At 70.0% G+C, this 18740-nt stretch carries 20 protein-coding genes and 5 tRNA genes; 7 read left to right on the forward strand and 18 right to left on the reverse strand.

The features are described 5' to 3' along the window. Positions 1-3 precede the first annotated feature (3 nt). Positions 4-237 (forward strand): Lrp/AsnC ligand binding domain-containing protein, encoded by a 234-nt coding sequence (locus tag ACZ55A_RS29390; RefSeq protein WP_468846224.1) that lies wholly within the window; start codon positions 4-6, stop codon positions 235-237. A 9-nt stretch (positions 238-246) separates the two neighbouring features. Next, positions 247-738: a DUF3515 domain-containing protein gene (locus ACZ55A_RS29395; RefSeq protein ID WP_468846227.1), complete on the forward strand. Its 492-nt coding sequence runs from the start codon at positions 247-249 to the stop codon at positions 736-738. Here ACZ55A_RS29395 and ACZ55A_RS29400 read toward each other — a convergent pair. From ACZ55A_RS29400 to ACZ55A_RS29410, 3 genes are all read right to left on the reverse strand, one after another. Next, positions 735-1871, reverse strand: coding sequence for a D-alanine--D-alanine ligase family protein (locus ACZ55A_RS29400; RefSeq protein WP_468846230.1), 1137 nt, complete (start codon positions 1869-1871; stop codon positions 735-737). The genes ACZ55A_RS29395 and ACZ55A_RS29400 overlap by 4 nt on opposite strands. 93 nt (positions 1872-1964) lie before the next feature. Continuing rightward, entirely contained in the window at positions 1965-2966 is a 1002-nt protein-coding gene (locus ACZ55A_RS29405) for an NAD(P)H-dependent glycerol-3-phosphate dehydrogenase (RefSeq protein WP_468846232.1), read from the reverse strand. Then, positions 2963-3832, reverse strand: coding sequence for a lysophospholipid acyltransferase family protein (locus ACZ55A_RS29410; protein WP_468846235.1), 870 nt, complete (start codon positions 3830-3832; stop codon positions 2963-2965). The genes ACZ55A_RS29405 and ACZ55A_RS29410 overlap by 4 nt, the downstream gene beginning before the upstream one ends. Positions 3833-3963: 131 nt before the next feature. On the opposite strand from ACZ55A_RS29410, the gene cofC reads away from it, so the two are divergent. After that, positions 3964-4644: a 2-phospho-L-lactate guanylyltransferase gene (gene cofC / locus ACZ55A_RS29415; protein WP_468846237.1), complete on the forward strand. Its 681-nt coding sequence runs from the start codon at positions 3964-3966 to the stop codon at positions 4642-4644. Here the strand turns inward: cofC and ACZ55A_RS29420 are convergent. The 5 genes from ACZ55A_RS29420 to leuC form a co-directional block, all read right to left on the reverse strand. Further along, on the reverse strand, positions 4625-4828 hold the full coding sequence (locus ACZ55A_RS29420) for a hypothetical protein (RefSeq protein WP_468846239.1): 204 nt from the start codon (positions 4826-4828) through the stop codon (positions 4625-4627). The genes cofC and ACZ55A_RS29420 overlap by 20 nt on opposite strands. A 96-nt stretch (positions 4829-4924) precedes the next feature. Then, positions 4925-5578, reverse strand: coding sequence for an HU family DNA-binding protein (locus tag ACZ55A_RS29425; protein WP_468846241.1), 654 nt, complete (start codon positions 5576-5578; stop codon positions 4925-4927). A gap of 125 nt (positions 5579-5703) precedes the next feature. Beyond that, a complete protein-coding gene (locus ACZ55A_RS29430; RefSeq protein ID WP_077193546.1) occupies positions 5704-5949 on the reverse strand; it encodes an SCO5555 family protein in 246 nt (81 codons plus the stop codon). A gap of 135 nt (positions 5950-6084) precedes the next feature. Continuing rightward, positions 6085-6678 carry a 3-isopropylmalate dehydratase small subunit gene (gene leuD / locus ACZ55A_RS29435; protein WP_468846243.1) on the reverse strand — a complete coding sequence of 198 codons (594 nt, stop codon included), beginning with the start codon at positions 6676-6678 and terminating at the stop codon, positions 6085-6087. A gap of 3 nt (positions 6679-6681) precedes the next feature. After that, positions 6682-8106 carry a 3-isopropylmalate dehydratase large subunit gene (gene leuC, locus ACZ55A_RS29440; RefSeq protein WP_468846246.1) on the reverse strand — a complete coding sequence of 475 codons (1425 nt, stop codon included), beginning with the start codon at positions 8104-8106 and terminating at the stop codon, positions 6682-6684. A gap of 175 nt (positions 8107-8281) precedes the next feature. On the opposite strand from leuC, the gene ndgR reads away from it, so the two are divergent. Next, the gene (gene ndgR / locus ACZ55A_RS29445; RefSeq protein WP_238575481.1) at positions 8282-8998 is read left to right on the forward strand and encodes an IclR family transcriptional regulator NdgR; all 717 of its coding nucleotides are present in this window, start codon (positions 8282-8284) and stop codon (positions 8996-8998) included. An 84-nt stretch (positions 8999-9082) separates the two neighbouring features. On the opposite strand, the gene ACZ55A_RS29450 is transcribed toward ndgR, so the two are convergent. After that, positions 9083-9562: a DUF4188 domain-containing protein gene (locus ACZ55A_RS29450; protein WP_468846249.1), complete on the reverse strand. Its 480-nt coding sequence runs from the start codon at positions 9560-9562 to the stop codon at positions 9083-9085. Between the two features lie 88 nt (positions 9563-9650). Between ACZ55A_RS29450 and ACZ55A_RS29455 the strand changes: the two genes are divergently transcribed. Further along, positions 9651-10298 (forward strand): MerR family transcriptional regulator, encoded by a 648-nt coding sequence (locus ACZ55A_RS29455; protein ID WP_468846251.1) that lies wholly within the window; start codon positions 9651-9653, stop codon positions 10296-10298. A 44-nt stretch (positions 10299-10342) separates the two neighbouring features. Here ACZ55A_RS29455 and ACZ55A_RS29460 read toward each other — a convergent pair. From ACZ55A_RS29460 to ACZ55A_RS29500, 9 genes are all read right to left on the reverse strand, one after another. Continuing rightward, positions 10343-10415, reverse strand: a tRNA-Glu gene (locus ACZ55A_RS29460). Positions 10416-10476: 61 nt separating this feature from the next. Beyond that, positions 10477-10548: transfer RNA gene (locus ACZ55A_RS29465), tRNA-Gln, on the reverse strand. Positions 10549-10564: 16 nt separating this feature from the next. Further along, positions 10565-10637 (reverse strand) — tRNA-Glu (locus ACZ55A_RS29470). Positions 10638-10699: 62 nt separating this feature from the next. Beyond that, a tRNA-Glu gene (locus tag ACZ55A_RS29475) sits at positions 10700-10772 on the reverse strand. A 21-nt stretch (positions 10773-10793) separates the two neighbouring features. Beyond that, positions 10794-10865 (reverse strand) — tRNA-Gln (locus tag ACZ55A_RS29480). Positions 10866-10953: 88 nt separating this feature from the next. Continuing rightward, on the reverse strand, positions 10954-11679 hold the full coding sequence (locus ACZ55A_RS29485) for an HAD family hydrolase (protein WP_468846253.1): 726 nt from the start codon (positions 11677-11679) through the stop codon (positions 10954-10956). 97 nt (positions 11680-11776) lie between these two features. Continuing rightward, positions 11777-13258, reverse strand: a complete 1482-nt coding sequence (gene gltX / locus ACZ55A_RS29490; protein WP_468846256.1) for a glutamate--tRNA ligase — start codon at positions 13256-13258, stop codon at positions 11777-11779. Further along, a complete protein-coding gene (locus ACZ55A_RS29495) occupies positions 13251-14012 on the reverse strand; it encodes a fumarylacetoacetate hydrolase family protein (protein ID WP_468846258.1) in 762 nt (253 codons plus the stop codon). The genes gltX and ACZ55A_RS29495 overlap by 8 nt, the downstream gene beginning before the upstream one ends. A gap of 81 nt (positions 14013-14093) precedes the next feature. Continuing rightward, positions 14094-14285: a hypothetical protein gene (locus tag ACZ55A_RS29500; protein ID WP_468846284.1), complete on the reverse strand. Its 192-nt coding sequence runs from the start codon at positions 14283-14285 to the stop codon at positions 14094-14096. 615 nt (positions 14286-14900) lie between these two features. Here ACZ55A_RS29500 and ACZ55A_RS29505 point away from each other — a divergent pair. Together ACZ55A_RS29505 and ACZ55A_RS29510 are read left to right on the forward strand one after the other, a co-directional pair. Further along, positions 14901-18491, forward strand: coding sequence for a sensor histidine kinase (locus ACZ55A_RS29505; RefSeq protein ID WP_468846260.1), 3591 nt, complete (start codon positions 14901-14903; stop codon positions 18489-18491). A 9-nt stretch (positions 18492-18500) separates the two neighbouring features. Further along, the coding region (locus ACZ55A_RS29510) for a roadblock/LC7 domain-containing protein (RefSeq protein WP_468846286.1) at positions 18501-18740 on the forward strand (240 nt) is incomplete at its 3' end.

The raw sequence follows: 18740 nt of genomic DNA on the forward strand, positions 1-18740 counted from the left end.
TCCGTGGTACAGGCCTACATCCTGATCCAGACCGAGGTCGGCAAGGCCTCGGCGGTGGCGGACGTGATCTCGCAGATCCATGGCGTTCTTCAGGCCGAGGATGTGACCGGCCCCTATGACGTCATCGTGCGCGCTCAGGCCGACACCGTCGATGAGCTGGGACGGATGGTGGTCGCCAAGGTCCAGCAAGTGGAGGGGATCACGCGCACCCTTACCTGCCCGGTCGTTCATCTGTAGCTCCCCCGTATGCTCGGCCGGGTGATCTCTGCGCGTCGCCGGTACCTGGCCCTGTCCCTGCTCACCGTGCCGTTCGCAGCGGTGGGCTGTTCCTCTGCCGAGGACGTGGCCGTCCCCTCCCCCAAGGGCGACGCGGCGCGGCACTGCCGGGCGCTCCACAGGGAACTGCCGCAGACCGTGGACGGGCTGAAGCGGGGTACTCCCGAGCCGGTCTCCGACTTCACTGCCATATGGGGCGATCCTGCCGTGAAACTGCGCTGCGGGGTGCCGAAGCCCGACGTCCTGACGTACGGGAGTGAACATTACAACCCGAACCCCGACGCGGCGGAAGTCAACGGCGTCCGGTGGCTCTTCGAGAAGCAGGACGACGGCTACCGCTTCACGACCGTACTGCGCAAGGTCTATGTCGAGGTGACCGTCCCCGGGAAGTACGCCCCCGAGGTCGATGCGCTCACCGACCTCGCGGACGCCGTACGGAAGACCGTGCCCAAGGGCGTCTAGCGCAGCCCCGTCGACCGGTTCAGTGCCGCCTGGAGGAGCCGGTCGATCAGCTCCGGGTAGCTCACTCCGCTCTCCTGCCACATCCGCGGGTACATCGAGATGGGCGTGAAGCCGGGGAGCGTATTGATCTCGTTGATCACGAACTCGCCGTTGTCCTGAAGGAAGAAGTCCGCGCGCACCAGGCCTTCGCAGGACGCCGCCTCGAAGGCCGCGACGGCCAGTTCCTGGACCTTGGCGGTCTGCTCGTCGGTCAGCGGCGCCGGCACGATGCCGGTGGCCGAGTCGATGTACTTGGCCTCGAAGTCGTAGAAGTCGTGCGCGGTGACCGGCGGGATCTCGGCCGGCACGCTGGCCCGCGGGCCGTCCTCGAACTCCAGCACCCCGCACTCGATCTCGCGGCCGCGCAGCAGCGACTCCACAAGGATCTTGGGGTCGTGCGCCCGGGCCTCCGCGATCGCCTCGTCCAGGCCGCCGAGGTCGTCGACCTTGCTGATGCCCATGGACGAGCCGGCCCGGGCGGGCTTCACGAAGAGCGGCCAGCCGTGCTCGGCCGCGAAGTCCACGATCTTCTTACGGGCGGCCGCGGGGTCGTTCTCCCACTCCCGCGGGCGGATGACCTCGTACGGGCCGACCGGCAGCCCGAAGGAGGCGAACACCCGCTTCATGTAGTCCTTGTCCTGGCCGACGGCGGAGGCGAGCACGCCCGAGCCGACGTAGGGCACCCCGGAGAGCTCCAGCAGGCCCTGAAGGGTGCCGTCCTCGCCGTAGGGGCCGTGCAGGACGGGGAAGACCACGTCGACCTCGCCGAGCGCCTTGGGCACCGAGCCCGGTTCGCTGTAGACGACCTCGCGGTTGGTGGGGTCGACGGGGAGGACCACGCCGCCTTCTGTGGACTCGGCGAGCTCGGCCACGCTGGGCAGCTGCCGGTCCGCGATGGCCATCCGCTCGGGGTCGTCGGCGGTCAGCGCCCAGCGGCCGTCGGTGGTGATGCCGATGGGCAGCACGTCGTACTTCTCGCGGTCGATGGCGCGCAGCACGGCTCCGGCGGTGAGTACGGAGATGGCGTGCTCGGAGCTGCGCCCGCCGAACACGACGGCGACGCGGGGCTTGTGGGTGGAGGTCTGGCTGCTCATATCGCGTTGAGGGTACCTGCTGGTAGTGGCTGCGTCAGTGCTGCGGCAGCCGTTGGTGTCGTGGCGCCCGCCGGGCGGGGGTCCCGGTGCCGCTCAGTGGCGTTCCGATTTCGCGCTGCGCGCCATCAGCTCCTTGAGGGCCACCATCGGCGGCTTGCCCTCGTGGACGATGTCCACGACGGTCTCGGTGAGCGGCATGTCGACACCGTGCCGGCGGGCCAGATCCAGTACGGATTCGCAGGACTTGACGCCCTCCGCGGTCTGCTTGGTGACCGCGATGGTCTCCTCCAGTGTCATCCCGCGGCCGAGGTTGGTGCCGAAGGTGTTGTTGCGGGACAGCGGTGAGGAGCAGGTGGCGACCAGGTCGCCCATCCCGGCCAGGCCCGCGAAGGTGTGCGCTTCGGCGCCCATGGCCAGTCCGAGCCGGGTGGTCTCGGCGAGCCCGCGGGTGATCAGGGAGGCCTTGGCGTTGTCGCCCAGGCCCATGCCGGTGGCGATACCGACGGCGAGCGCGATGACGTTCTTGACCGCACCGCCCAGTTCACAGCCGACCACGTCGGTGTTGGTGTACGGGCGGAAGTACGCGGTGTGGCAGGCGGTCTGGAACCGCCGGGCGACCGCCTCGTCGGTGCACGCGATGACCGCGGCGGCCGGCTGGCGGGCGGCGATCTCCTTGGCCAGGTTGGGGCCGGTCAGCACCGCCACGCGCTCCGCGGGCACCTTGGCGACCTCCTCGATCACCTCGCTCATGCGCTTGGCCGTGCCCAGTTCGACGCCCTTCATCAGGGAGACCAGGACGGTGTCGGCGGGCAGCAGCGGCGCCCATTCGGTGAGGTTCCCGCGCAGCGTCTGGGAGGGGACCGCCAGCACCGTGAACTCCGCACCGCGCGCCGCCTCCGCGGGGTCGGTGGTGGCCCGTACGGACCCGGGGAGCTCGACCCCCGGCAGGTAGTCGGGGTTGGTACGGCCGTTGTTGATGGCGTCGACGAGGGCGGCGCGGCGGCCCCACAGGGTCACCTCGCATCCCGCGTCGGCGAGCACCATCGCGAATGCGGTGCCCCAGGACCCCGTGCCGTAGACGGCGCAGCGCGTCACTTGCCTTCATCCTCCTGTGCCTGCTGGGTGCTTCGGGCCTGCTGCGGGGCGACGGCGCCTTCGGTGGCGGCCGGTTCGGCGGAGGCGGCGGCAGGGGCCGCGGCGGGGGCGCGCTCGGCCCTGGCGGCTTCCCTGGCGGCGCGGCGCTCCTGGGCGATCGCCTTGCGCCAGTCGTACGGTTCGGCCGGCGCCGCCTCACCGCGGAGCTGGGCGAGCTGTTCGGTGATCGCGGCCATGATGGTGTCGGTGACCGCGCGCAGCACCTCGGCGGTCGGCTCCTGGTCGTAGTAGGCGCTCAGGTCGACCGGCGGACCCGCCTTCACCCGCAGCGTCTTGCGCGGCAGGAGCCGGAGCTTGTTCTCCTTCGCGTACGGCGGCATCGCCTCGTTGGCGCCCCACTGGGCGACGGGGATGACCGGCGCCTTGGTCAGCAGGGCCACCCGGGCCGCACCGGTCTTGCCCTGCATGGGCCACAGCTCGGGGTCGCGGGTGAGGGTGCCTTCGGGGTAGAACGCGACGCATTCGCCCTTGTGGATGGCGTCGACGGCGGCGCGGAACGCGTTCGCGGCATCGGTCGTTTCCCGGTAGACGGGGATCTGGCCGGTGCCGCGCATCATCAGGCCGACAAAGCCGCTCTTGAAGAGGCCCGCCTTGGCGAGGAATCGGGGCACCCGCCCGGTGTTGTACTGATAGTGCGCGTAGGAGAGCGGGTCGAGATACGAGTTGTGGTTGACCGCGGTGATAAATCCGCCGTCGGCCGGAATGTGCTCCATTCCCAGCCAGTCCCGCTTGAACAGAACCAAGAGCGGCGGTTTGCAGATGACCGCGGCCAAGCGGTACCAGAAGCCGATTCTGCGGCGGGACACTGGGACACCCTCCTTGTGGGACCTGCGAAGCTGCTGCGGGCCGGCAGCCGCACAAGTGTCGCCCCAGGTACCCGCTATGTCGAGGACACCGTAACCCCGGCGCTCCCGGAGAGCCGCGACGGCGGGTGAGAATGGCGCCGGTGCGAAGAGACGGAGGGGATGTGGGCTGGAGCCTGGTGGTGCCGCTGAAACCGCTGGTGCAGGCCAAGAGCAGGCTCTCGCGGGCCGCCGGTGAGGAGTTCCGGCCCCGGCTGGCCCTCGCATTCGCCCTGGACACCGTGGCAGCCGCGCTGGCCTGCGCCAACGTGCGCGATGTGGCGGTTGTCACGGACGACCGGCTGGCCGGGGAGCGGCTGGCGGCCCTGGGGGCGCGCATCGTGCCCGACACACCGGCCCGGGGGCTCAACGCGGCGCTGGCCCACGGAGCGGGCGTGGTCCGGGCGCGTCGTCCGGGCGCCGCGGTCGCCGCGCTGAACGCCGATCTGCCGGCGCTCCGGCCTGCCGAGCTGGAACTGGTGCTCCATTCCGCTTCGCTATTTCCGCGTGCATTTCTCGCGGATGCGGCGGATATCGGGACAACACTTCTGACCGCGACTTCCGGCGCGGAATTGGAACCGGCATTCGGTGGGGCGTCGCGGGCCCGCCACCTGGCGTCCGGGGCGCGGGAGATCCTGGCGCCGGACGCGCCCTCGGTACGCCGGGACGTGGACACCGGCGAGGATCTGCTGGCGGCGCTGGCGCTGGGCGTGGGCCCGCACACCGCGCGCCAGGCGCCGCGGCTGCCGCCGCAGGTCAGAGTGTCTGGAGCGTGATCAGGTCGATGTGCCGGGCGTCGCCGTCGCCGGTGACCTCGATACGGACCCGCTGACCGGGCCGCAGCAGCAGCAGACCGCCGGCGTCGAAGGCCGCGGCGTCGAAGGGCAGCGGGGTGCCGTCGTCCAGCAGCACGCTGCCGGAGCGGGTCTCGGGGTCGTACGTATACGCGGTGGCCTGCATGGGAGAGAGCCTAGACGGCCACTGCTCCCCGAACGCACCGCGGGCCGGGCTCCCCGGAGGGAGACCGGCCCGACGCATGGCGTCGCCGCTGCTGGATTACCGCTTACGTGCGGTGGTCTTCTTCGCCGTGGTCTTACGTGCGGTGGCCTTCTTGGCCGGGGCCTTCTTCGCGGTGGCCTTCTTCGCGGGCGCGGTCTTCTTCGCCGTCGCCTTCTTCGCGGTGGTCTTCTTGGCCGGGGCCGCCTTCTTCGCGGCGGCCTTCTTGGCGGTGGTCTTCTTCGCCGTCGTCTTCTTCGCGGTGGTCTTCTTCGCCGCGGCCTTCTTGGCGGGTGCGGCCTTCTTCGCCGTCACCTTCTTCGCGGCGGCCTTCTTGGCGGTGGCCTTCTTCGCGGCGGCCTTCTTGATGGCAGCGCCACCGGTGAGGCTGCCCTTGGGGGCCTTCTTGACGGCGACCTCGCCGCCCTTGGGGAGCTTCTTCGACCCGCTCACCAGGTCCTTGAAGCCCTGACCGGCGCGGAAGCGCGGCACCGAGGTCTTCTTGACCCGCACCCGCTCCCCCGTCTGCGGGTTGCGGGCATAACGGGCCGGGCGGTCGACCTTCTCGAACGACCCGAATCCGGTGACCGAAACGCGGTCACCGGAGACCACGGCACGGACGACTGCATCCAGTACGGCGTCGACCGCGTCGGCGGCGTTCTGGCGGCCGCCGAGCTTGTCGGCAATGGCTTCTACGAGCTGCGCCTTGTTCACGTCTTCCCCTTCGGAGACATTGCTGGAACGAAAGTTTCCAAGCTTTTTCGCACGTTAGGCAGATATATACCGCAAATCAAACACGAAACGGGCTAATCACCCTTGTGCCGCAACGAACTCGACCTTCACGGACTTCCGTCGGCGTGCACATCTTCGGGATAACGACCTTCGTCGAGGTCTTCCATGAACCACTCCAGACGCCTTGCCGCGTCCGCAAGATCGTGTTTAGCCGCGGCCGTGATGACGAGCAGCTTCCGGGTCAGCGCCATCCGTACGCCCTCCGGGACTTGCAGTGTCCGCACTCTTGCGTGTGCGTCCTTGAGCCGGTCGGCGACGAGACCGTAGAGCTCGAGTTGGTCGTCGCGTTCCATGCGCTAATTGTGCCATCTGCGGCGAGTTGTCGCTTCACGGGGCCTCAACAGGCGCCTCCACAAGCCGATGCGCCCCCTGCCAACTGCACAGGGGGCGCATCGTACGCAATATCGCTTTGAGCCAAAAGCCCGAGGTCAGACCTCGATCGTGCGGGGCTTGAATGACGGGCGATTCGCCTCGTAAGTCACGATCGAGGACTCCTCCCGAAGGGTGAGGCTGATGTCGTCCAGACCCTCCAGCAGACGCCAACGGGCGTTCTCGTCCAGCTCGAAGTCGGCGGTGACGCCCTCCGCGCGGACCTGCCGGCCGACCAGGTCGACGGTCACCTCGGCGGCCGGGTCGGCCTCCACCAGCTGCTGCAACCGGTCCACCGTCTCCTGTGGCAGGACCACCGTCAGCAGGCCGTTCTTGAGGGAGTTGCCACGGAAGATGTCGGCGAAGCGCGAGGAGATGACGGCCTTGAAGCCGTAGTTCTGGAGCGCCCAGACGGCGTGCTCACGGGAGGAGCCGGTGCCGAAGTCCGGGCCGGCGACCAGCACCGTGGCGCCCTTGTACTGCGGCTGGTTGAGGACGAACTCCGGGTCCTTGCGCCAGGCCTCGAAGAGGCCGTCCTCGAAACCGTCGCGGGTGACCTTCTTCAGCCAGTGGGCCGGGATGATCTGGTCGGTGTCGACATTGCTGCGGCGCAGCGGGACGGCCCGGCCGGTGTGGGTGGTGAAAGCTTCCATGGTTCAGACTCCCGCGGGCGTGGCGACGTCGGACAGGTCGGCCGGTGAGGCCAGATGGCCGAGAACCGCCGTTGCGGCGGCGACCTGCGGCGAGACCAGGTGCGTACGGCCGCCCTTGCCCTGGCGCCCCTCGAAGTTGCGGTTGGAGGTGGACGCGGAGCGCTCACCGGGCGCCAGCTGGTCGGGGTTCATACCCAGGCACATCGAGCAACCCGCGTGCCGCCATTCGGCGCCCGCCGCGGTGAAAACCTTGTCCAGGCCCTCGGCGACGGCCTCCAGGGAGACCCGGACCGAGCCGGGCACGATCAGCATCCGTACGCCGTCGGCGACCTTGCGGCCCTCCAGGATCGCGGCCGCGGAGCGCAGGTCCTCGATGCGGCCGTTGGTGCACGAACCTACGAAGACGGTGTCCACGTTGATCTCGCGCAGCGGCTGACCCGCCGTCAACCCCATGTACTCCAGGGCCTTTTCGGCGGCCAGTCGCTCCGAGGCATCCTCGTACGAAGCCGGGTCGGGGACGCTCGCCGAAAGCGGCGCGCCCTGGCCGGGGTTGGTGCCCCAGGTGACGAACGGTGACAGCGCGGAGGCGTCGATGTGGACCTCGGCGTCGAAGACCGCGTCGTCGTCGGTGCGCAGCGTCTTCCAGTACGCGACCGCGGCGTCCCAGTCCTCGCCCTTGGGGGCGTGGTCGCGGCCCTGGAGATAGTCGAAGGTGGTCCGGTCGGGGGCGATCATGCCGGCCCGGGCACCCGCCTCGATCGACATGTTGCAGATGGTCATCCGCGCTTCCATCGACAGCTTCTCGATGGCCGGTCCGCGGTACTCCAGGACGTAGCCCTGGCCGCCGCCGGTGCCGATCTTGGCGATGATCGCCAGGATCAGGTCCTTGGCGGTGACACCCTCGGGCAGCTCGCCGTCGACGGTGATCGCCATGGTCTTGAAGGGGGCCAGCGGCAGCGTCTGGGTGGCCAGGACGTGCTCGACCTGGCTGGTGCCGATACCGAACGCCAGCGCACCGAAGGCACCGTGGGTGGAGGTGTGGCTGTCACCGCAGACCACGGTGGTGCCGGGCTGGGTCAGTCCCAACTGCGGTCCCACGACGTGGACAACGCCCTGCTCGACATCGCCGAGCGGGTGCAGCCGGACGCCGAATTCGGCGCAGTTCTTGCGCAGCGTCTCCAGCTGGGTGCGCGAGACCGGGTCGGCGATGGGCTTGTCGATGTCGAGGGTCGGGGTGTTGTGATCCTCGGTGGCGATGGTCAGATCCGTACGGCGCACCTGGCGGCCGGCCTTGCGAAGGCCGTCGAACGCCTGCGGGCTGGTGACCTCGTGCAGCAGGTGCAGATCAATGAAGAGAAGGTCGGGCTCGCCTTCCGCGCGCCGGACGACATGGTCGTCCCAGACCTTCTCCGCGAGTGTCCGTCCCATCGCTTTCCCTCCGGCCGGCCACAGCGCCGGCCTTTCTCGTCTGTGCGCGGGTGCCCGCAGAAATCCCCCTGCCGGGCCTTACGCCGGGCCCTGGTCGAGGGCCACAACTACAGACTGACGACTTCCCTGGAAAATTGAACTTGCGTTTCACAGTGTGAGACGCGAGTATCGTTGCATGGACAACTCTAGCGGCGTCGGCGTTCTCGACAAGGCAGCTCTGGTTTTGAGTGCCCTGGAGTCCGGTCCGGCCACCCTCGCCGGGCTGGTCGCGGCGACAGGGCTCGCACGACCCACGGCCCACCGGCTGGCCGTGGCTCTGGAACACCACCGGATGGTGGCGAGGGACATGCAGGGCCGGTTCATCCTGGGCCCACGGCTCTCCGAGCTGGCCGCGGCGGCCGGCGAGGACCGCCTGCTGGCCACCGCGGGACCGGTGCTCACCCACCTGCGCGATGTGACGGGCGAGAGCGCCCAGCTCTATCGCCGGCAGGGCGATATGCGGATCTGTGTGGCGGCGGCCGAGCGGCTGTCCGGACTGCGGGACACCGTCCCGGTCGGCTCCACGCTCCCGATGAAGGCGGGCTCGGCCGCCCAGATCCTCATGGCCTGGGAGGAGCCCGAGCGGCTGCACCGCGGCCTTCAGGGCGCGCGCTTCACGGCCACCGCGCTCTCCGGCGTACGGCGCCGTGGCTGGGCCCAGTCGATCGGCGAGCGGGAGCCCGGCGTGGCCTCGGTCTCCGCCCCCGTACGCGGCCCCTCCAACCGCGTGGTGGCCGCCGTCTCGGTCTCCGGTCCGATCGAGCGGCTGACCCGCCACCCGGGCCGGATGCACGCCCAGGCGGTCATCGACGCCGCGGCCCGCCTCTCCGAGGGCCTGCGGCGCAACAGCTGACGGCCATGGCCGGCGGCAGGCCCGGCCCCGTACGGAGAGATCCGTACGGGGCCGGGCCTGCCGCCGTTCCCGCGCCCCCGCGGCTCAGGCCGCCGGCCGCTCGGCCGCACGCCCGCCGCGGCGGCCGACCGGCACCACCCCGCGGGCCGCTGCCAGCCCGAACGGCGGCATGTTCACGTAGATGCTGTCGTACGAGCCCGCCGGGACGGTGTAGGTCTCGTGCCAGATGCCGACCTGACCCCGGCCTGCCCGCGCCCGCCGGTTGAAGGCGGTCCAGGCGGGACGGTGCTCACCGCTCTGGTCGCTCGCGTAGGCCGCGAGCTTCTCCTTCGACTCCCAGTACTGAAGGACCGTGAAGTTCCGCAGCCCCGGCAGCAGGCGGTAACCGAGCATCCCCCGCTCCCGGTCCCGCGCCAGCTCCTTGAGCATGCGCGGCATCGCCCCGACCACCGGCAGCCAACTGCGCACCGCCCGCCAGCTGTTGATCCGCATCCCGACGAGGAAGACCACCACGTCCCCGGTCCCGTCCGCCCTCGTCCGTCCCTGCTCCGGCTTGCCACTCATGACAGCCCCCTTCGTCATTCGACGACATTGGATAGCGTCACTATCCATGATTAGATAGTGCCACTCTCCAATGGAAGGTGCAAGGGGTATGCGACTGGCCGAGCTCAGCGAGCGCAGCGGGGTGTCCACCGCGACGATCAAGTACTACCTGCGCGAGGGACTGCTCCAGCCGGGCCGCCGGATCACCGCCACCCAGGCCGCGTACGACGAGGACCATGTGCGGCGATTGCGGCTGGTCCGGGCCCTGATCCAGATCGGCCGGGTCCCGGTGAGCACCGCCCGCGAGGTGGTGGCCGCCGTCGAGGACGACTCCCGCGACCAGCTCTCCCGCCTGGGCACGGCCGTGGAGGCGCTGCCGCACGGCCCGGCGCCCGACGAGCGCGACCCCGCCACGGACATCGCCCGGCGCACCGCCGTCGAGCTGCTCCAGCGCGTCGGCTGGCGCTTCAACCTGGAGATCGCCGACCACTCGCCGGCCTTCGGCATGCTCGTCGCCGCCCTCGCCGCCCTGCACCGCCTCGGCTACGCCTGCGACATCCCGCATCTGCTGCCCTACGCCCGTCAGGCGGCCGAGCTCGCGGTGAGCGACCTGGACCTGGTCGAGGAGTACCGGACCCCGGCGGAGCAGGTGGAGGCGGCGGTGGCGCTGACCGTGCTCTACGAGCCGGTACTGCTGAGCCTGCGCCGGCTGGCCGAGGCGGAGGAGTCCAACAAGCGCTTCGGAACGGGCAGTTGACGCAGAAAGGCCCTCCGCATGATGCGGAGGGCCTTCCCTTTCTGTACCCCCGACCGGATTCGAACCGGCGCTACCGCCTTGAGAGGGCGGCGTGCTAGGCCGCTACACAACGGGGGCAAGCCTTGGTGCAGTTGAGATTCTCGTCTGCAATTGAGCCTGTCACAAGGGACATGCTGCGCTGGGCTACCAGGACTCGAACCTAGACTAAATGAACCAGAATCACTCGTGCTGCCAATTACACCATAGCCCATGGTGGTTTAGACCAGTACCCCCGACCGGATTCGAACCGGCGCTACCGCCTTGAGAGGGCGGCGTGCTAGGCCGCTACACAACGGGGGCCCTAGCGATCCTGCATGAGAAGCAGCGGGTGCGACCCGGACTGCCTCCCTGGGAAGGATCTGTACCCCCGACCGGATTCGAACCGGCGCTACTGCCTTGAGAGGGCAGCGTGCTAGGCCGCTACACAACGGGGGCTTTGCAGATGAGCTCTGCGAGCTGGCCTACCAGGACTCGAACCTAGACTAACTGAACCAGAATCAGTCGTGCTGCCAATTACACCATAGGCCATCAAAGCGCAACCCCCCGTGGGGGGCTTGATTTGATCTGCGCTTCCCGGCCGGACCTCTCGGCCCTCTCGGGCGGCGCAGGAAGAACATTACCTGATCGTGGACGGGGCTCCAAAACCGATAACTCCGCGCAACAGCTCGGGAAGCTCCGCCAGGCCCGCAATCCGCCGCACCCCCGGCGGCACCTCCCCGCCGATGCCCGCACGGTCCAGCCATACGGCGGACAGCCCGGCGTCCCGGGCGCCCAGCGCATCGATGTCCAGCCGGTCCCCCACGTAGACCACGTCTTCGGGAGGGAGCCCCAGCACCTCACAGGCGCCCTCGAACGCCTCGGGGGCGGGCTTGGCGTGCCCCAGCTCATCGGCGCACAGCACGGCCTCGAAGCGGGCGCGTATACCCAGGGCGGCGAGCTTGCGCTCCTGGTTGGCGGTGGAGGAGTTGGACAGAACCGCCTGCCGTACCAGCGGTGCCAGTGCCTCCAGGGCGGGTGCGGCGTCCGGGAAGAGCACCCAGGAATCTTCGTAGTGCGCGATGTACCGCCCGAACCAGGTATCCGCCTCCTCGTCGCTCAGCGCGACCCCCAGGAAGGTCCGGGCCCTGCCCCTGCGGTGGTCGAGGAACCCCACCTCGCCTGCGAGGAAGCGGGCGAACTCGGTCTCCATGGCGTTGCGCCAGCGGGCCAGCGCCGCCTCCTGTCCGCCGTACGCGGCCACCAGCCCCTCGGCCCGGAGGTGCCGCAGCGCGCCGGCCCGGTCCGATCCGGTGTAGTCGAAGAGCGTGTCGTCGATGTCCCACAGGACGGCGCGGAGGGGCATACCGGCAATCTAGTGCCCCGGTCCGCACCGTCGCCGGGAAATGCGCCACGGGCCCGGACACCGTGCGGTGTCCGGGCCCGTAGGGGTGTGTGCGGGGTCAGCCGGCCAGCTTGGCCAGGGCCGCGTCGATGCGCTGGAGGGTGCGCTCCTTGCCGAGGACCTCAAGGGACTCGAAGAGGGGCAGGCCGACCGTGCGGCCGGTGACCGCCACCCGTACGGGGGCCTGCGCCTTGCCGAGCTTGAGGCCGTGCTCCTCGCCGGCGGCCAGGACGGCCTCCTTGAGGGGCTCCGGGCCGGAGGCCCAGTCGGCGGCGTCGAGCTTGGCGCGGGCGGTGGTCAGCAGGGCCACCGGGTCGCCCTTCATCGCCTTCGTCCAGGAGGCCTCGTCCTCGACGGGCTCCTTGAGGAAGAGGAAGTCGACGTTGGGGGTGATGTCGGAGAGGACGGTCAGGCGGGTCTGGGCGTGCGGGGCGATGGCGCGCCAGGCGGCCTCGTCGAAGTCCTCGGGGGCCCAGTTGGCGTGGGGGGCCTTCAGCCAGGGCTCACAGGCCGTGATGAAGTCCGCCACGTCCAGCTGCCGGATGTGGTCCGCGTTGATCGCCTCGGCCTTCTTCAGGTCGAAGCGGGCCGGGTTGGCGTTGACGTCCGCGATGTCGAACTTCTCGATCAGGTCGGAGACCGAGAAGATGTCCTGGTCGGCGGAGAAGGACCAGCCGAGCAGCGCCAGGTAGTTGAGCAGGCCCTGGGGGAGGAAGCCGCGCTCGCGGTAGAGATTGAGGGAGGCCTGGGGGTCGCGCTTGGAGAGCTTCTTGTTGCCCTCGCCCATGACGTAGGGCAGATGGCCGAACTCGGGGATCGACGAGGCGATGCCCAGCTCGATCAGGGCCTTGTAGAGCGCGATCTGGCGGGGGGTGGAGGAGAGCAGGTCCTCGCCGCGCAGGACGTGGGTGATGCCCATCAGGGCATCGTCGACCGGGTTGACGAGGGTGTAGAGCGGGGCCCCGTTCGCGCGGACGATGCCGTAGTCGGGGACGTTCTCGGGGGTGAAGGTCAGCTCACCGCGCACCAGGTCGGTGAAGGTGATCGGCTCGTCGGGCATCCGGAAGCGGACGACGGAGCTGCGGCCCTCGGCGTCGTAGGCCGCGGCCTGCTCGGGGGTCACCGTGCGGCACTTGCCGTCGTAGCCGGAGGGCTTGCCGGCCTTGCGGGCGGCGTCGCGGCGCTCGTCGAGCTCCTCGGTGGTGCAGTAGCAGTGGTAGGCGTAGCCGGCCGCGAGCAGCTTGTCGGCGATGTCCTTGTAGAGGTCCATCCGCTGCGACTGGCGGTACGGCGCGTGCGGGCCGCCGACCTCGGGGCCCTCGTCCCAGTCGAAGCCGAGCCAGTGGAAGGAGTCCAGCAGCTGGTTGTAGGACTCTTCGGAGTCGCGGGCCGCGTCGGTGTCCTCGATCCGGAAGACCAGGGTGCCCTTGTTGTGCCGTGCGTAGGCCCAGTTGAACAGGGCCGTACGGATCAGGCCGACATGGGGGTTACCGGTCGGGGAGGGACAGAAACGGACGCGGACGGGGGTCGCGTTAGCCACGCTTGATCACCTTGTTGGTGAGAGTGCCGATGCCTTCGATGGTGACGGCGACCTCGTCGCCGACGGTGAGGGGGCCGACCCCGGCCGGGGTGCCCGTGAGGATGACGTCGCCGGGGAGCAGGGTCATCGCCTCGGTGATGTGGACGATCAGGTCCTCGATCGGGCGGACCATGTCACTGGTCCGGCCGAGCTGGCGCTGTTCGCCGTTGACCGTGCACTGGATGGTGAGATCACCGGCGTCCAGTTCGGTCTCGACCCAGGGGCCGAGCGGGCAGGAGCTGTCGAAGCCCTTGGCCCGGGCCCACTGCTTCTCACGCTGCTGGACGTCGCGTGCGGTGACGTCGTTGGCGCAGGTGTAGCCGAGGATGACGTCCTTGACGCGCTCCCGGGGCACCTCGCGGCACATCCGGCCGATGACGACGGCAAGCTCCGCCTCGTGGTGCACCTCCTGGGAGAAGGAGGGGTACGCGATGGGGTCGCCGGGGCCGATCACCGAGGTGGACGGCTTGAAGAAGGTGACCGGCGCATCCGGGACGGCGTTGCCCAGCTCGGCGGCGTGTTCGGCGTAGTTGCGGCCTACGCCCACGACCTTGTTGGGCAGGACGGGCGGCAGCAGCCGGACCTTGTCGAGGGGGACCTTCTGGCCCGAGCGCTCGAATTCCGCGAACGGATGCCCCTTGATGACGTCGAGTTCGTCGCCTTCGACGACGCCGAAGCCGACGTTGCCGTCGATGGAGAATCTGGCGATGCGCACGGGTTGCCGCTGCCCCTCATTGATCACTGACCGGAGTTGACACTCCAGGCTATCGCGGGGGAGGGGCCGCCCCGCCTCCCGTTATGCCGGGACCTCCTGCTTGGGCGCGTCCATCAGGACGGTCCGGCGCGGGTTGGCGGTCTGGGCGGGCAGCTCGACGGTGTGCTCCGGCGCCTCGGGTGCCGCCGCGCCGAGCTCTTCGGCGTCGGTGAGGTGGGCCAGGGTGGTGCGCCGCGGGTTGGCTATGTTGCGGAACATCATCGTCGTCTTCACTGCTGCGTGCCTCACGGTGTCAAAAGTCGGACGGCGGAAATGCCGTTGCGGAGAGCTGCCTTGGCTGTCTTGGCTGTCTTGTCGCATTCGGCAACCATGTAAAGCGCCAGGCTATGCGCGCTATTCCCTGCGAAGTGGTGGGGAACTCGACGATCTTCTTGTGAGTTTGCTCACGAAGTGTGCGACAAATGCCGCATTTCCCATGATCAACATCCCCGGGCGAAACGGACAATGGCGGATTGAACCGCACGTTCCGCTCCCGATCACCGCACCTGGGACAGCCGGTGCGGGCGATAACTTCGCGGGTATATGCCCGTTATTTACGGCCGGAGCTTGTACAAGTCGTGACGCGGTCCGTACATTGCGTCACCCATGTCACAGGGCATGACTCCGCTCTTGTTGGAGATCCTGCACTGTGCTGGAATTCCACGGACCGCCGCACGTTTCAGCCGGCGCGCAGGGCGCAAAGTAGCGCCGCGCGGTGGTGCCGCTCTCTCGGCCAGAGGGGGCAGCCCGCCGGTCACTCACGACCGCCATGGGGGGACTTAGCGGTCCCCATACGACTCGACTCCGTCCCGCCGAGGTGGGACGCCTGGTCCAGAGGTTGCGACGCTAGTGCAGGGACGTTTCAAGAGGGATGGCAGCGCTGCGGCGGACCCGGAGCTGCGCGGCGGGACCGACCGCGCCTCCTCGCCCCAGCGCGACCGCAGCAACAGCTCCGCGGGCGGCAGTGTGCCGTCCGAGCGCAGCGGCCAGGCGGCGGGCGGTGACGCGCTGGAGAGCGCTGCGCCCGGGACGACGAAGGGCCCCAGCGGCCCCGGCTCGCGAATAGCGCTGCGCAACTGGCGAATCAGTACCCGTCTGGTCTCCCTGCTCGCGCTTCCCGTGGTCGCCGCGACCACGCTGGGCGGCATGCGTATCGCCACGCAGCTGGAGAACATCGACCAGCTCGACAAGATGCAGCTGCTCACCGAGATGACCCGGCAGGCGACCGAGCTCGCCGACGCGTTGCAGGTGGAGCGGGACAAGTCGGCAGGTCCGCTGGCCGGCAGTGGCAACGTCAAGGACGACGCGAACGTCGTCGCGCCCCGTGAGGCGACCGACCACGCCAAGCTGAAGTTCAACCAGGCCACCGACGACATCCGGGGCGAGGACGCCACGATGGCCGGTGTCCGGGCGACCATCCTGGAGATCACCCGCCAGCTGAACACCCTCAACGAGATCCGCGCCAACGCCTACAAGGACGAGGACAACTCGGCGCGGACCGTCACGGCCTACAACCAGCTGATCAACTCGTTGCTCTCGCTCTCCCAGGACATGGCGCAGGCGACCAGCAGCCCGGAGATGATCCGCTCCACCCGTGCGCTGGCGGCGTTCTCGTCGGCCAAGGAGTACGCGTCCATCCAGCGCGCCCTGGTCAGTGCCGGCCTCGCGCACAACGGCGGACCGGAGCTGTCCCCCAACGACCGGCTGGCCGGCCGTAACGCCGAGGACAGCGAGAAGGCGGCCCGCGACCGCTTCCAGCAGATCTACGCCAACAACGCCGGTGCGCTCACCCGCGGCCTGGACGGCAACAACGACGAGATCAAGGCCGCGGTCGCCTTTGCGCACCGCGCCTTCGCCAGCGGCTCCGGCATCCGCAGCCAGGACTACCGGTACCTCGACTGGTACGACTCCGACACCGTCAAGATCGACGAGATGTCGCGGATCGAGACCAGCCTGCTCTCCGAGATGGAGCAGAAGTCCCGCGAGCTGCGCAACGAGGCCACGCAGGACGCGATCATCAACGGTGCGGTGATCCTGCTCGTCCTCGGCGTCTCGCTGGTGGGCGCGTTCGTCGTGGCCCGGTCCATGGTCCGCTCGCTGCGCAGGCTCCAGGACACCGCGCAGAAGGTCGCCCAGGACCGTCTGCCCGAGCTGGTCAAGCAGCTGTCCGAGTCCGACCCGCAGGACGTGGACACCTCCGTCGAGTCGGTCGGTGTGCACAGCCGGGACGAGATCGGCCGGGTGGCCGCGGCCTTCGACGACGTGCACCGCGAGGCGGTCCGCCTCGCCTCCGAGCAGGCGCTGCTGCGGGGCAACGTCAACGCGATGTTCACCAACCTCTCGCGCCGCAGCCAGGGTCTTATCCAGCGCCAGCTCTCGCTGATCTCCGAGCTGGAGTCCCGCGAGGCCGACCCGGACCAGCTGTCCTCGCTCTTCAAGCTCGACCACCTCGCCACCCGTATGCGCCGTAACGGTGAGAACCTGCTGGTTCTCGCCGGTGAGGAGCCGGGCCGCCGGTGGACCAGGCCGGTTCCGCTGGTCGACGTGCTCCGCGCCGCGGCCTCCGAGGTGGAGCAGTACGAGCGGATCGAGCTCAACGCCGTTCCGCAGACCGAGGTCGCGGGCCGGGTCGTCAACGACCTCGTGCACCTGCTCGCCGAGCTGCTGGAGAACGCCACCTCGTTCTCCTCACCGCAGACCAAGGTCAAGGTCACCGGTCATGCGCTGCCCGACGGCCGCGTCCTGGTCGAGATCCACGACACCGGTATCGGTCTGTCGCCCGAAGACCTGTCGGCGATCAACGAGCGGCTGGCCAGCCCGCCGACCGTGGACGTCTCGGTGTCCCGGCGGATGGGTCTGTTCGTGGTCGGCCGCCTGTCCCTGCGACACGGCATCCGTATCCAGCTGCGGCCGTCCGACTCCGGCGGCACCACCGCTCTCGTCATGCTGCCGGTCGATGTCGCCCAGGGCGGCAAGAAGCCGGCGCCCAGCAACGCCAAGGGCGGCGCCGGCAAGAGCGACGGCGGCGCGCCCTCCAGCCGGCTCGCGGGCCTCCAGCCGCGCGGCCAGGTCGGTTCGGGTTCCCCGGGCGGGCGCCCCGCGCTGCCCGGTCGCGGCGGCCCGGGCGGTGGCGCCCCCAACGCGTTCGGTTCCCCGGCCCCCGGCGGGCGTACGGCACCTCCCGGTGCGGGCGCCCCGGGCGCCGGCCGCCCCGGTGGCCAGCGTCCCTCGCTGCCCACCCGTGGTGCGGACGCAGGACCCGCGTCCACCGTGGCGCCGCCGACCGGTGCGCCGCGCCGCGAGGAGCGTCCGCAGCTGCCGCCGCGCAACGCCGCGGCCGAGCTGCCGGGCAGTGCGCCTACCAGTGGCCAGGGAAGCCAGGGCGGCCAGGACAGCCGTGGCGGCCAGCAGCAGGGCGGCACGAGCTGGGGTGCGCGCCGTGAGCGCGGCGGCTCCGACGACTGGCCGCTGGCGCCGCGTGAGGCACAGGACCAGCCGCGTGGCCACGAGGACCCGGAGAGCACCGGCAGCTTCGAGCGGCCCGCGCCGAGCGGCGGCCCCGGTGACACCGCGGCCTTCGCCCGTCCCGACTTCAACGGCCCGCCGCCGGCCGCTGACGGCTCGCAGGGCGGCCGTCCGGCCGGCCGTGGTGCCGCCAACGGCCCCGCCGACACCGGCCGGTTCGCCCGGCCGGAGCCCGAGCCGGACCGGTACGACACCGGCCAGTACGAGACCGAGCGCTTCCAGCCGCCGGCCGCCGAGCCCGACCCGTACGAGACCGGTCAGCTCGACGCCCGTCAGTTCCAGCGGCCGGACACCGGTCGCTCCGGGTACGCCGACGAGCCGGACACCCGCCGCTACCCGACGCCGCAGGGCGGTGCGCCCGATGATGTGCTGGGCAGCGCGGACGCCGGGCCCGGGGACGGCCGTACGCCGATCTTCGACACCATCGAGTCCAACTGGTTCAACCACCCGGCGGCTGCCGCTGCCGGTGTGCCGCAGCAGGGCGCCGACGCGGGCGCACCGGCCGGCGACGCCGAGGCGCCGTCGCTGCCGCGCCGCAACGCCGCCCAGGACGACGGCGGACGCGATGACGTACCAGCCAACGGTGTGCGCAACGACGCGCAGTCCGAGGCCGCGCAGTGGCGTTCCTCGCCGAACGACGAGACCTGGCAGCGGGCGGAGCAGATCCGTCAGCCGGCCTCCGGCGGTGTCACCACCTCCGGGCTGCCCCGCCGGGTCCCGCGTGCGAACCTCGTCGCGGGCACCGCGCAACAGCAGCAGCCCCATCAAAGCGGTCCCCAGGTCTCGCGTGCGCCCAGCGATGTGCGCGGGCGGCTGACCAATCTCCGTCGGGGTATTCAGCAGGGCCGGCAGGCCGGGACGTCGTCCACCGGCAACCACGGCATTGTCGACCCCACTCACCAGCAGGAGCGTTAGTTGAGTCCGATGAGCCAGGCGGCGCAGAACCTGAACTGGTTGATCACCAACTTCGTGGACAACACCCCTGGGGTGTCGCACACGGTGGTGGTCTCCGCGGACGGGCTGCTCCTCGCGATGTCCGAGGGCTTCCCACGCGACCGTGCCGATCAGCTGGCGGCGGTGGCCTCCGGGCTGACGTCGCTGACCTCCGGCGCCTCCCGCATCTTCGAGGGCGGGAGCGTCAACCAGACCGTGGTGGAGATGGAG

The organism is Streptomyces sp. NPDC034111 (genome assembly GCF_055575375.1).